10 protein-coding genes and 1 tRNA gene are annotated in these 12,912 nt (G+C 52.6%); 7 read left to right on the forward strand and 4 right to left on the reverse strand.

Features of this window, described 5'->3' with window-relative positions; translation table 11 throughout:
- The first annotated feature begins 613 nt into the window (after positions 1-613).
- Entirely contained in the window at positions 614-3,013 is a 2,400-nt protein-coding gene (locus SD425_RS20830; RefSeq protein ID WP_324671990.1) for a patatin-like phospholipase family protein, read from the forward strand.
- A 41-nt stretch (positions 3,014-3,054) separates the two neighbouring features.
- Entirely contained in the window at positions 3,055-3,984 is a 930-nt protein-coding gene (locus SD425_RS20835) for a DUF3078 domain-containing protein (RefSeq protein WP_324671991.1), read from the forward strand.
- A gap of 80 nt (positions 3,985-4,064) precedes the next feature.
- On the opposite strand, the gene SD425_RS20840 is transcribed toward SD425_RS20835, so the two are convergent.
- The 3 genes from SD425_RS20840 to atpD all read right to left on the reverse strand — a co-directional run bounded on the left by SD425_RS20840 (position 4,065) and on the right by atpD (position 7,092).
- Entirely contained in the window at positions 4,065-5,186 is a 1,122-nt protein-coding gene (locus SD425_RS20840) for an aminotransferase class I/II-fold pyridoxal phosphate-dependent enzyme (protein ID WP_324671992.1), read from the reverse strand.
- Positions 5,187-5,255: 69 nt separating this feature from the next.
- Positions 5,256-5,501: an ATP synthase F1 subunit epsilon gene (atpC, locus tag SD425_RS20845; protein WP_086594860.1), complete on the reverse strand. Its 246-nt coding sequence runs from the start codon at positions 5,499-5,501 to the stop codon at positions 5,256-5,258.
- 85 nt (positions 5,502-5,586) lie between these two features.
- A complete protein-coding gene (atpD, locus tag SD425_RS20850; protein ID WP_324671994.1) occupies positions 5,587-7,092 on the reverse strand; it encodes a F0F1 ATP synthase subunit beta in 1,506 nt (501 codons plus the stop codon).
- A 276-nt stretch (positions 7,093-7,368) separates the two neighbouring features.
- On the opposite strand from atpD, the gene SD425_RS20855 reads away from it, so the two are divergent.
- From SD425_RS20855 to pth, 4 genes are all read left to right on the forward strand, one after another.
- A tRNA-Gln gene (locus SD425_RS20855) sits at positions 7,369-7,441 on the forward strand.
- A gap of 107 nt (positions 7,442-7,548) precedes the next feature.
- Positions 7,549-8,478 carry a ribose-phosphate pyrophosphokinase gene (locus SD425_RS20860; protein ID WP_324671995.1) on the forward strand — a complete coding sequence of 310 codons (930 nt, stop codon included), beginning with the start codon at positions 7,549-7,551 and terminating at the stop codon, positions 8,476-8,478.
- 133 nt (positions 8,479-8,611) lie between these two features.
- Positions 8,612-9,178: a 50S ribosomal protein L25/general stress protein Ctc gene (locus SD425_RS20865; RefSeq protein ID WP_324671996.1), complete on the forward strand. Its 567-nt coding sequence runs from the start codon at positions 8,612-8,614 to the stop codon at positions 9,176-9,178.
- Between the two features lie 127 nt (positions 9,179-9,305).
- Positions 9,306-9,869: an aminoacyl-tRNA hydrolase gene (gene pth / locus SD425_RS20870; protein WP_324671997.1), complete on the forward strand. Its 564-nt coding sequence runs from the start codon at positions 9,306-9,308 to the stop codon at positions 9,867-9,869.
- Positions 9,870-9,967: 98 nt separating this feature from the next.
- On the opposite strand, the gene metG is transcribed toward pth, so the two are convergent.
- Positions 9,968-12,010, reverse strand: a complete 2,043-nt coding sequence (gene metG / locus SD425_RS20875; protein ID WP_324671998.1) for a methionine--tRNA ligase — start codon at positions 12,008-12,010, stop codon at positions 9,968-9,970.
- A 217-nt stretch (positions 12,011-12,227) separates the two neighbouring features.
- Between metG and SD425_RS20880 the strand changes: the two genes are divergently transcribed.
- The gene (locus SD425_RS20880; RefSeq protein WP_324671999.1) at positions 12,228-12,854 is read left to right on the forward strand and encodes a hypothetical protein; all 627 of its coding nucleotides are present in this window, start codon (positions 12,228-12,230) and stop codon (positions 12,852-12,854) included.
- Positions 12,855-12,912: the final 58 nt, after the last annotated feature.

Consider the following 12,912-nt stretch of genomic DNA (forward strand, 5'->3'; position numbering starts at 1 on the left):
TAAAACTACCTAGGGGTAGCTTGTGAAAACCGAAAGAACTACTGCGTAGCCAAAGCGAAGAACGCATAGTCTGCAAGTATTTCTTCTGACAGTCAGATAATTATAATAATAATTTGTATCCTTACCGTAGAGCTTTGTCTTACTTATTCGTGGGCTTTTTACGGCTAAGAAGCTCTAGCACATCCCTCTTTCAGCACTATCTACATCGGTACTAGTACTTCCCATTTGAGGGAGATACCCAACAAAGGAACGAGGCGCTGACACCTACGCACGCCCCCTCGTGGTTTAGCAAAGCCGCTTAGTACGACGCTCGCTCACGTCTTCCCACTCCTTCTATCTATCGCCTGAGTAGTTGGCGGCACGCTCTAGGCTGGTTTCCTACACCTAATTTGGCTAGTCAGATCGGCCTTTTTTAGGCGCTTACCGCTGGCGGTCTAAGCTTTATGGCAGCCACACTGCACAAGTACGGCTTTGTTATCCTGTCTGTGCTTAGACCATACGCAGCAGTCCGTTGAAAGTATTAGTATCCGTCGGTATAATGGTAGTGATCCGCACCTATTAGTTGATCAACTCACACACTAATAAGTAGCTAGGTTTTCTGAACAACCCCACTATGACTACCAGCCATACTTCCTTATATCCAGCCCCTTACTCAACTACTTTCGCGGCAGCCACTCTACCCATACTTAGCTTTTTCAATGCCCGCAACGCAGCAATTGATCAGGGCCGTTTGTTTAGCAAGCGCTTCCCGCCAGTATGGTTTAGAAGGCTAGGTCTACTGTTCATCTTTGTTCAGGTACTCAGCGGTAACCTGTGGGGGCAGTCGCCAGGGTCGCGCCCACAGGTAGGACTTACCTTGAGCGGCGGTGGGGCGCGGGGCTTAGCTCACGTGGGCTTGTTGAAGGCGCTGGATTCGGCCCAAGTACACGTCGACTACGTCACCGGGACGAGTATGGGCGCGGTTGTGGGAGCGTTGTACGCGGCTGGCTACTCAGGGAACGAAATTGAGAAGATTGCGCAAGGTCTCGACTGGAACGCCCTATTAACAAACGCCGCTCAACTGAGCACGATTACGTTGCCGGGCAAAGACGATTTTGGCCGGTACATCGTCGAACTGCCATTCGAGAATGGTTCCTTCCGATTTCCCACGGGAGTTATTGAATCGGAAGAGTTGTGGCTGAAGCTTAGTGACTTGTTCTTTCCCTATTACCGCAACAAGAACTTCGCGCAATTCCAGCGAGGCTTCCGGTGCGTGGCCACCGATGTGTTTTCCGGCGACCCCGAAGTGCTTCGCGCGGGCGAAATTGTCCAGGCCATCCGGGCGAGTATGGCTATTCCGTCGGTTTTTACTCCTGTGCAGTACCAAGGGCACCGGCTTGTTGATGGAGGCGTCGTGCGCAACTTCCCGGTATCGGAAGTGAAGGCAATGGGGGCCGGTGTCGTTATTGGGAGCAACGTTTCGGCCGGAGCTTACACGGAAAACAGCTTGCGCAACCCTGTTGATGTGTTGATGCAAATTTCCTCTTTCAAGGACAACAGCGATTTCAAGCTTCAGAAAGTATTGTGCAATGTGTACGTCGACTATCCACTAGGTGACTACACCAGCGGGAGTTTCTCGGCGGCCGGCCCCATTCTGGCCATCGGCAACACGCGCGGACGTGCCACCTTTTCCAAACTACAAACATTGCGTGACTCGCTGAATAGCTTGTACGGCCCGGCCCCACCGGTGTCCCTTCCCCATGCACGTGCCGACTCTGTTTACATCGAAAGCTACCAGGTACGGGGGCTAGGTCCTGCCGCCGACTCTTTGCTTATACGCCAACTCCAGTTGCGCACTAAGCGCTACTATACTGCGACACAAATTTCTTCTTCTATTCGGGATGCTTTTGGCACACGCGCCTTCCGCAAAATCACATACACGCTGGTGCCTGTTTCCGATTCGTCGGCTCAGATCGTGTTTGACGTGGAGCGTAGTGTACCGGCACGGGTAGGGCTAGGCGTTCACTATAACTCCCTAACCAGCATTGGTTTGATTGGCAGCGTTTCGCTACAAGACAAGCTGTTCCCTTCTTCCACCAGCCAGCTTGCTGTGAACATTGGGGAAAGCCCACGGCTTCGCCTCAAACACATCCAATACCTTACCAAGCGCCAAAACGTAGTAGCGCGCTTCCTAGCCCAGGCTGAGCAAGTAGAAATTACGACGTACACTGCCCGGTTTGATAAGGGTGGTTTGTATAAACAGCGCTACGTGCTAGCTAATGCCCAGCTGCTCAAGCTCATTAACCGAAACCACGGGCTCGGCGTCGGGACGCGCTATGAGTATGGGCGTTTCAAGCCCGAAATAACGTCGCGGCTTCAACTCAATGGTCGTATCCATTTACTGAACAGCTACTTATTCTACGAAAGCAACACGCTCAACGCCGTAGCGTACCCGACTCGCGGCCGTAAGCTCGAAGTGGAATATGGCTACGTATACGGTCAACGTCCTGACTATCGAATACTTATTGACTCTACTGTTGTTGGCACCGAGCAGTCTCCCGGTTTATCCTTTAAACCGTACGAGCACTCCCGCCTAAACTTCGAGCAGTACACTTCTCTAACGAAGCGCAGCACGCTGCTGCTACAAGCGCAGGCAGGCATCAACCGACGCTACCGCCAATCCATTGCCAACGATTTTGTGATTGGCGGGCTTAGCAGCGTGATACGCAACCAAATTACGTTTGCTGGGCTGCCCGAGGCGGCCATTTACACAGGTAGCGTCGCTACGGGTTTGGTGGGCTATCAATATGCCGTGGGGCCGCGGATTTTTGCTACGGCCAAGTTCAACGTCTTGTACCACGATTTTATCAACAGCAATACCAAGCTGCAACCGGCTGCCTTCGTCTATGGTGGGGCCATTACCCTAGGTATCAACTCGTTCCTAGGGCCTATCGACGCGAGTTTGATGTACTCAAACGTCACGAAGAAGGTGTTGCCTTACTTCAACATTGGGTTCCCTTTTGGTTACCGATAGGCCTGTTTTGTCATATGCTATTCACCACAACCCCTACCTCTATGAAAAGAATTCTTACTGGTTTTCTACTTCTACTGGCTTTCTGGGCACCTGGGCAAGTCACGGCGCAAACCGTGCCTACTGATACAACAACGCTCAGGCCGACGTCATTGTGGAGAAAGAGCTTCAAAGCCGCGCTAAACTTTCAGGAGGCTACTCTTTCTTCCAACTGGCGCGGGGGCGGCGTCAATACCTTCGGCTTGAATACGTTGCTCAATGCCCACGCCGACTACAAACGCGACATTCACAGCTGGGACAACGAAGCTGATTTCTTATATGCGTTTGTTTCTAATAAAGGCCAGGGCTACCGCAAAAGCCTCGACCGGCTTTACTTAGACACCAAATACGGTCGGGCGCTCAATCCAAAGTGGGATATGTTCATCTCGCTTAATCTACTTACCCAATTTGCTGATGGCTACAAATACCGCGACGATGCTAGTGGTAACCAGGGTGCGCAGTTTATCTCGTCTACCTTCGCGCCGGCTTATGTTACACTAGCGTATGGTTTTGAATATCATCCAACAACCTACTTCAAAGTGCGCCTTTCGCCGTTTGCGCCCCGCCTGACTGTAGTAGGACGCAACCAGCGCTTCATTCCGGCCCTGGGCGACAATCCATACGGCGTGCGCCCCGGCCACTCAACACGGTGGGAAATACTAGCCGCACAGATTTTGGCTGAGTACGACAACGACATAGCCAAGAATGTCAATCTGAAAGCGCGCTACTTACTTTTCGCCAATTACGGCGGCGACAACTTAGCGCTGCGCCGCGTCGACCACCGCCTCGATGCAAGTCTTACTGCCAAAGTCAACCGGTACGTGAATATGGCTCTAACCGGCATTCTGCTCTACGACTACGATCAGGACCGTGGTCTACAATACAGCCAGGGCTTGACCCTAGGTTTGCTTTACACAATGCAGAATTATAAATAGAACCACCGGCGTCCTGATACGCGTGAGCCAGCGGCACGAACATCCGTGCGCCGCTGGCTCATGTACCGAGTTCAAAGACTTTAGTCCAGCGCTTGTGCTAGGTCAGCCATCAGCTCTTCTAAGGGCTCAATGCCAATAGACAAGCGCACCAGCCCCGTTGTGATACCTAGGTTCTGTTGCTGCTCCGACGTGAGGGCGCGGTGCGAAGTGCCCAACGGATACGAAAGCGACGAATCGACACCCGCCAGCGAAGGCGCGAAGGGAAAATACTTAGTCCGCCGCATAAACGTATTCACTACCTCGGCATCGTCGGCCAACAGAATGGACATCATGCCGCCGAATAGTCCGCCGCCCTGCGCTACGGCTAGCTCATGCTGCGGGTGCTGCACGAGGCCAGGATAATAAATTTCGCGCACCGCCGAATGATCGGCTAGGAAGTTGGCAATGGCCAGCGCGTTGCGGCTGTGCTCTCGTACGCGCAAACGCAATGTTTTGAGCCCGCGCACCGCCAACCAACTCTCCATTGGGCTCAGCGTCAGACCATACACGATGCCTATCTGCTTCAAGCGAGCGGCTATACTCTCATCAGCTGCCACCACGGCGCCAGCTGTCACGTCGCTGTGCCCAGAGAGGTACTTCGTGACGCTGTGCAGCACAATATCAGCGCCCAAAGCGAGTGGCTGCGTCAGCACGGGCGTTGCAAATGTGTTGTCCACCACCAGCTTTAACCCATGAAAGTGGCATTCCTCGGATAAGCGGCCTAGGTTGGCCACGCGCAGCAAGGGGTTGCTCATCGTTTCTACGAGCATCAGGCGCGTAGTTGGCCGTACGAACTGCTGCAAGTCGTAGAACTGCTCAAACGGCACGTAGGTCACCGAAATGGCCATGCGGCTAAGCTCCGTGTTCAGTAGCGTTGAGGATCCGCCGTAGATATCGGCAGCACATAATACATGGTCGCCAGCCTGGCAGTACGCGAGAATGGCCGCGAAAATGGCCGCCATGCCCGAGCCTGTTACCATAGCGCCCGCGCCGCCTTCGAGCCGGTTAATGGCCTCGGCTAGCTCGTCGGAGTTGGGGTTGCCGTTCCGCGAATACAAGTAGCGGCTGCCGGGTTCACTGAAATAGAGCTCCAGCTCATTCAGGTCTTCAAACTTAAAAACGGAAGTCTGGTAAATGGGGGTAATCTTGGGATGAATATCCATGAGCCGCTGATAAAACAAAAAGCCTTTCCTCAGTAAAGGAAAGGCTTTTTGCAGGATTCAAAAAGTTAGCTAGGCCGCAACGCCTTCCGCCAGCACCGTTACGTTGTTGCGCAGTACCTCTACTACACCACCTTCAATCTGAAACGCCTCGCGGCCGCCACCACTCGTTACGGTGATCGTACCGGCTTTTAGCGCGCTGATTAAAGGAGCGTGATTGTTGAGCACTTCAAACAACCCATCGGAGCCCGGAAACTGCGCCGAAGTAACTTCACCGGCGAATACTTTCCGGTCTGGCGTGATGATTTCTAAATGCATGGTTTGAATTGTTAAATGGTTACTGGTTAAATGGCCGTTCGTTGCACGATTAACCATTCAACCATCTAACCTTTCAGCCATTTAATTACTTCGCCTCTGCAATCAGACGCTCACCTTTCGTTACGGCATCCTCGATAGTACCCACGAGGTTGAAAGCCGCTTCGGGCAGGTGATCGTACTTGCCGTCGATGATTTCGTTGAAGCCCCTGATGGTGTCTTTGATGTCAACAAGAACACCAGCTAGGCCCGTGAACTGCTCGGCTACGAAGAACGGCTGCGACAAGAAGCGCTGTACCCGACGGGCACGCGACACTGTCTGCTTATCTTCTTCCGACAGTTCGTCCATACCTAGGATGGCGATGATGTCTTGCAGTTCCTTGTAGCGCTGCAGAATCTCCTTCACGCGCTGAGCCGTGTCGTAGTGCTCTTGACCAAGTACGGCAGCATCCAGGATGCGCGACGTCGAGTCAAGTGGGTCTACCGCGGGGTAGATACCTAGCTCAGCAATCTTACGCGACAATACCGTGGTAGCATCCAAGTGAGCGAAGGTGTTCGCCGGGGCCGGGTCAGTCAAGTCATCGGCAGGCACATATACAGCCTGTACCGACGTGATAGAGCCACGCTTAGTTGAAGTAATACGCTCCTGCATGGCACCCATTTCGGTAGCCAGCGTGGGTTGATATCCTACGGCCGAAGGCATACGACCCAGCAGAGCCGATACTTCCGAACCCGCCTGCGTGAAGCGGAAGATGTTGTCGATGAAGAACAGAATGTCACGACCAGCACCGCTACCATCACCGTCGCGGAAGCTTTCGGCAATCGTCAGACCCGACAGAGCCACACGAGCACGTGCTCCTGGAGGCTCATTCATCTGGCCGAACACCAGCGTTGCCTGCGACTTCTCAAGTTCTGCTTGGTCTACTTTCGTGAGGTCCCAGCCGCCCTGCTCCATCGAGTGCTTGAACTCATCGCCGTAGCGGATGATGTCCGACTCAATGAATTCGCGCAGTAGGTCATTGCCTTCGCGGGTACGCTCGCCCACACCAGCAAATACCGACAGACCCGAGTAGGCCTTGGCGATGTTGTTGATCAGTTCCTGAATTAGAACGGTCTTACCAACACCAGCACCACCGAACAAACCGATTTTACCGCCCTTTACATAAGGAGCAAGCAAGTCGATTACTTTGATACCGGTGAAGAATACTTCCGAAGTGGTAGCGAGGTCCTCAAACGGCGGCGCCGAGCGGTGAATAGACATTCCGCCGTTGCTCTTGGGCTGGGGAATACCATCAATGGCTTGGCCAATTACGTTGAACAGACGACCTTTCACGCCATCGCCGGTTGGCATGGAGATAGGCGAGCCTAGGTCCCGAACTTCAGCACCGCGGGTTAGGCCCTCGGTCGAGTCCATGGCAATCGTACGTACCCGGTCTTCACCGAGGTGCTGCTGGCACTCGAGGATAACCACCTGGCCGTTGTCTTTGGTGACTTCCAGCGCGTCGAGGATATTAGGAAGGCGTGTGTCTTCACCCGCGAAGCTCACGTCCACGACGGGACCAATGACCTGGGTGATTTTTCCGTGATTCGCCATTGCGTGTGTTTATCTTATCTTTATTTAGATGTAAGCAAGGTTTCTGACTGCAAAAGTACGGCGAAATCGCCGCTTTGCCAAGGACCTCTTCATAGTATCCTCATCCCATCCCAACTACCTAGCTGAAGTCCTGAGAACCAATTACTCAGCCTATCAAAAAGGCCTTTTGCACTGCTAGGGTGCAGAATTTTTTGAAAAAATATTTACCCCAAAGTTTGCCTTGAATAATTCCAGTCGTACATTTGCACACCCAAACGGCAGAGCGGTTTGGAAATTTGTCCGATGGTGTAACTGGCAACACGCTTGATTTTGATTCAAGAAAGTCCAGGTTCGAGCCCTGGTCGGACAACGAAAGCGAAAGGCGCTGATACTTCCTCACTGGAAGCTATCGGCGCCTTTCGCTTTTTTTATTGCCTTTGCCTTTCTTACTTTACTTTCCCCCTTTTCTGAACCACTATGCCTCCACAGGTCAAGATTTTTGCGGGCAACGCCTCCCACGAACTCGGTGAAAAGATAGCCGCCGCTTATGGCACACGCCTCGGCGACTTAAGCATTCAACGCTTTGCGGATGCGGAACTAGGGCCAAGCTTCAATGAAAGTGTGCGCGGTTGCGCTGTTTTTTTGATTCAAAGCACCTTCCCGCCGGCTGAAAACCTGATGGAGCTAATGCTAATGGTAGATGCGGCGAAACGCGCCTCGGCGGCTTCCGTCACGATTGTAATGCCGTATTACGGGTATGCACGCCAAGATCGTAAAGACAAGCCTAGGGTAAGCATTGGGGCCAAAGTAGTGGCTGACTTCGTACAAAGCGTAGGTACTGACCGCCTCATGACTTGTGACCTACATGCGGGTCAGATCCAAGGCTTCTTCGATATTCCTGTCGACCACCTCGATGGCGCGGCGGTGACGGTACCTTACATTAAATCGTTGAATCTGGAGAACCTCATCTTTGCGTCGCCTGACGTGGGTGGCGTCGTGCGGACGCGCGCCATTGCCAAACGCTTCGGTGCCGAAATAGTAGTCTGCGACAAGATGCGTTTGCGGGCCAACGAAATTGCTTCGATGCAGGTGATTGGCGACGTATCAGGACAGGACGTGGTGTTGGTCGATGATATTGTAGATACAGCAGGTACGATTTGCAAAGCCGCTGAGCTCCTCATGGAGCGGGGAGCTAGCTCCGTGCGCGCAATTGTAACCCATGCCTTACTTAGTGGACCAGCCCACGACCGCATCAAGGCCTCCGTTCTAGAAGAATTGATCATCACCGACACTATCCCGTTGCGCCAAGAAAACGAGAAAATCAGAGTGCTGTCCGTCTCGGATCTATTTGCGCAGGCTATTCGGAATGTGGTAACCCACGAATCAATTAGCTCGCTCTTTATATAAAGCGCGCCTAAACACGGCAAAGACCCGACTTCTATTATAGGAGTCGGAGCTTTTTCTTCTGCAACTATCCTTCTATCTTTGCGGCCCGTTTGCCCGCGTTGGGTACGCGTTTTTTCTTCAAAAGAACACGTTTATGAAAAGCCTCGAGATTGTAGGGTTTAAAAGAGCGAATCTCGGTAAGAAGGATGCTAAGGCACTGCGCCTAGATTCTTATGTACCGTGCGTATTGTACGGTGGCACTGAGCAAGTACACTTCTCTGCTCCTGCTATCCTTTTCCGCGAATTGCTATACACGCCAGAAGTTCACATCGTGGACCTGAACGTGGAAGGCACTACCTACCGCGCTATCGTGCAGGATGCGCAGTTCCACCCCGTGAACGAAATGCTGCTGCACGTTGACTTTCTCGAATTGCAGGAAGGCAAAGAAGTGAAGATGGAAGTACCTGTGCAGTTCGTAGGCGTTTCGCCTGGTGTTCAGCAAGGTGGTAAACTCGTTACAAAGCTGCGCAAGGTAAAGGTGCGGGCTCTACCCGAGAACCTTCCTGATTCCGTACAAGTTGATATCAGCGACCTAGAGCTAGGTAAGTCGATCAAGGTGAACAAAGTAGTTCCGCAGAACTACACGATCCTGACCAACCCGCTTGCTCCTATCGCCACGGTAACCATCCCACGTGCGTTGAAAGGTCAGGCGAACGGTTAATCAGCCCCTTCGTTTTGCGAATAGAAGTAAAGCCGCTCTCACCATGGAGCGGCTTTTTTCGTACTGCCTTTTTCCGACGGCAGACCTAGCTCCTACCTTTGCCTGATCTGAACAGAAATAAACAACCATGAAATACCTTATGCTAGGCCTGGGCAACATCGGCCCAGAATACGCCAATACGCGGCATAATATCGGGTTTATGGTGGCCGATTACTTGGCCGAAAAACACGATGCCCGTTTTGAGCTAGGTCGGCATGCTTTCGTCACGGAAATCAAGCACAAAGGCAAAACCTTCGTGCTAGTGAAGCCAACTACCTATATGAACCTGAGCGGCAAAGCCGCTGCGCATTACCTCACGAGCCTCAAAATTCCGGTGGCAAACATGGTAGTCGTGACCGATGACCTAGCCCTCCCCTACGGTAAGTTGCGCCTGAAAGGGAAAGGATCGGCGGGTGGACATAATGGATTAAAACACATCCAAGAAACGCTCAGCACGGATGAGTATGCTCGCCTTCGTTTCGGGGTTGATGCCAACTTTTCCAAAGGGCGGCAAGTCGATTACGTGCTCAATCCTTTCTCCGCCGACGAGCAAATCGATTTGCCAACACACATTGAAAGAGCGGCTGATGGCGTGCTTATGTTTGGTCTGCAGGGGCTGGAGCGAACTATGAACGTAGTCAATACCAAATAGTACATAGTTTTCAACACGTTATTAACAGAGAACCCTTGCCTTCAGCATAATAGCTGTTGCGGCAAGGGTTCTCTGTTAATAACGTGTTGATACGATACCTAGGCGACGTGGCTACCGTTGCGTACCTCGTGCCCCGGCTGCATCAGGGCCAGAGAACCATCGGCGTTTTCGGCGAGCAACAACATACCTTGGCTGGTAATTCCTTTAATCTCGCGGGGAGCTAGGTTTGCAAGTACCATCACTTGCTGCCCAATGAGGGCTTCCGGGATAAAGAATTCTGCGATACCACTGACAATCGTGCGCTGATCTAAGCCAGTATCGACGGTGAGTTTGAGGAGCTTTTTGGTTTTGGCTACTTTCTCGGCGGCTATGACGGTGCCGATACGTAGGTCCATGCGCTGAAAGTCGTCGAACGATACATCTTCCTTTGCCGGTGCGGCTACGGCATTAGCTAGCTCATTTGCTTTCTTCGTATCGAGCAGCTTTTGCACTTGAGCTTCCACGGTGGCATCTTCGATTTTATCAAAGAGCAACTCAGCAGGTGCCAACTGAGTACCGGCAGCTAGTGTATCAGGTCGGCCAGCCGTTTGCCACGTACCTTTTTCGACGTTCAACATTTGCCCCAGTCTCGCTGCAGCGGTAGGCAGGAAAGGCTCTAGCAGCGTTACTAAGCTAGCAGCTAACTGCAAGGACACATGCAACACAGTCCCGGTGCGCGCCTCATCCGTTTTGATGAGTTTCCAGGGCTCCATGTCGGCCAAGTACTTGTTGCCAAGGCGGCTCAAGTTCATCAGCTCATTTAGCGCGTCGCGGAAGCGGTAGTTATCAATTAGCTCGCCGATACGCTGCGGAAATTCACCAAGCTGGCGTAAAATGTCTTCGTCTTCGGTGGTGAAGCCGACGGCAGCCGGCACTTTGCCCTCGAAAAACTTGTGCGTGAGCACCACGGCGCGGTTTACGAAGTTCCCTAGGTTAGCAACCAGCTCGTTGTTGTTGCGCGCTTGGAAGTCCTTCCAGGTAAAGTCGTTGTCCTTCGTTTCAGGTGCGTTGGCGCAGAGTACGTAGCGGAGCACGTCGGCTTTGCCGGGGAAATCGGCTAGGTACTCGTGCAGCCAAACGGCCCAGTTGCGCGAGGTAGATATTTTGTCGCCTTCCAAGTTCAGGAACTCGTTAGCGGGCACGTTGTCGGGCAGGATGTAGTCGCCGTGTGCCTTCAGCATCACCGGGAAAATGATGCAGTGGAACACAATGTTATCCTTACCGATAAAGTGCACGAGCTTGGTGCCGCTGTCTTTCCAGTAAGTTTCCCAAGTGTCGGGCAGCAAATCCTTGGTAGCCGAGATGTAGCCAATAGGCGCGTCGAACCACACGTAGAGCACTTTGCCTTCGGCGCCGGGCACCGGTACCGGCACGCCCCAATCTAGGTCGCGAGTAACGGCGCGCGGGTGCAGGCCCTGGTCGATCCACGACTTGCACTGGCCATACACGTTGGTTTTCCAGTCGTTTTTGTGGCCTTCCACGATCCACTCACGCAGCCAAGGCTCGTACTGATCGAGGGGCAAATACCAGTGCTTGGTTTCGCGTAGCACGGGCTGGTTGCCGCTGAGCATGCTGCGCGGGTTGATCAGCTCCGTAGGGCTGAGCGACGTACCGCACCGCTCGCACTGGTCACCATAGGCGTTTTCGTTGCCACAGTTCGGGCATGTGCCTACAATGTAGCGGTCGGCAAGAAACTGCCCAGCTTGTTCGTCGTAATACTGCTGCGACGTTTGCTCAATGAATTTATTCTCGTCGTACAGCTTCTTGAAAAAGTCGCTGGCAACTTCGTGTTGCGTTTGGGATGAAGTGCGCGAATAAATATCGAACGAGACACCGAAATCAGCGAAAGAATCCCGAATTAAGGCGTGATATTTATCCACCACTTGCTGTGGGGTAACTCCTTCTTTCTGAGCACGAATTGTGATAGGAACGCCGTGTTCGTCGGAACCACAGATAAACTTCACATCCCGGCCAGCAGCCCGTAAGTAACGCACGTAAATATCGGCGGGTATATACACCCCAGCTAAGTGTCCGATATGCACAGGACCGTTGGCGTAGGGCAAAGCCGCCGTGACGGTATAGCGTTGAGGATCAGCAGACATAAGTAAGAAAAACAGAAAAACCGTAAACAGAAGCAGCGCGTTCAGCTAGGTAGCATCAACCGCACTGAGTGCAAAAGAACAAGGAAAAAAAGGGAAACAAGCCGTACAAACAGCGTAAAACTTCTCAAAGACTTAATTGCTCGTAGGCGTTGAAAAGCTCGGCAGAGTAGTTCTTTTGTTTGCTATCAACTAATAGCTTTCCATTCACCCCTCTCCCATGAAAAAAGATTCGCAGGAACAACCTGAAAAAAAAGAGAAAAAAACACCGGCTGAGAAAGCGCAACGCAAAGAAGAGAAAGCCGCCGCCCGGGCAGCAGGCGCCTTAAAAGATACGCGTAGTGAGAAGAAGTTGGATCAGAAGAAAGTGCTTAAGCTAGCAGCCAAGCAGCTGCAAAAAGAACTTGATAAGCGCATCAATGAGGTTGTAAAACGGATTCGCAAGGAAACGAAGGAACGCTTAAAGGAAGTGATCAACGAAGCCCTACAGCACGTAGACAGCGAAACCGAACGGTTGTTTGAGCAAGCGCTACACAGCATTGTGCGCCACTCCGACGGTGCTACGCCCGGTGCTTCCGATAGCATTGCTACGACCAACGATCTGCAAGAAGAGCAAGCACCACACGCCGTAGCACTGCTACCTGAAGAGGCGGGTGCTGACGGCCAAGCAACAGCCAGCGGTAAAAACACACCTGCTGCTTCCGGCGCAGCCAAAGCCAAGCCAGCAGCAAAATCCGCTTCTGCGGCTAGTGCTAGCCGCCGTGGTCGTCCTACCAAGCCAGCTGCGCGCTCTACTTCCGGCGCAACACCATCATCTACCGCCAGCACCGACGATAACGCTGCGTAAGTCCAACACCTACCTACAAACGAGCCTACTGCTTTTGCTTAGCAGTAGGCTCGTTTCG

The sequence above is a fragment of the Hymenobacter sp. GOD-10R genome (assembly GCF_035609205.1).
In the GTDB taxonomy this organism is placed as follows: domain Bacteria; phylum Bacteroidota; class Bacteroidia; order Cytophagales; family Hymenobacteraceae; genus Hymenobacter.

Excerpts from the sequence above, each read along its gene's own strand:
- SD425_RS20860 (WP_324671995.1), top strand. The coding sequence starts at position 7,549 with ATGCCTCCACAGGTCAAGATTTTTGCGGGCAACGCCTCCCACGAACTC.
- SD425_RS20835 (WP_324671991.1), top strand. The coding sequence starts at position 3,055 with ATGAAAAGAATTCTTACTGGTTTTCTACTTCTACTGGCTTTCTGGGCA.
- SD425_RS20840 (WP_324671992.1), bottom strand. The coding sequence starts at position 5,186 with ATGGATATTCATCCCAAGATTACCCCCATTTACCAGACTTCCGTTTTT.
- SD425_RS20830 (WP_324671990.1), top strand. The coding sequence starts at position 614 with ATGACTACCAGCCATACTTCCTTATATCCAGCCCCTTACTCAACTACT.
- atpC (WP_086594860.1), bottom strand. The coding sequence starts at position 5,501 with ATGCATTTAGAAATCATCACGCCAGACCGGAAAGTATTCGCCGGTGAA.
- pth (WP_324671997.1), top strand. The coding sequence starts at position 9,306 with ATGAAATACCTTATGCTAGGCCTGGGCAACATCGGCCCAGAATACGCC.
- atpD (WP_324671994.1), bottom strand. The coding sequence starts at position 7,092 with ATGGCGAATCACGGAAAAATCACCCAGGTCATTGGTCCCGTCGTGGAC.
- SD425_RS20880 (WP_324671999.1), top strand. The coding sequence starts at position 12,228 with ATGAAAAAAGATTCGCAGGAACAACCTGAAAAAAAAGAGAAAAAAACA.
- SD425_RS20865 (WP_324671996.1), top strand. The coding sequence starts at position 8,612 with ATGAAAAGCCTCGAGATTGTAGGGTTTAAAAGAGCGAATCTCGGTAAG.
- metG (WP_324671998.1), bottom strand. The coding sequence starts at position 12,010 with ATGTCTGCTGATCCTCAACGCTATACCGTCACGGCGGCTTTGCCCTAC.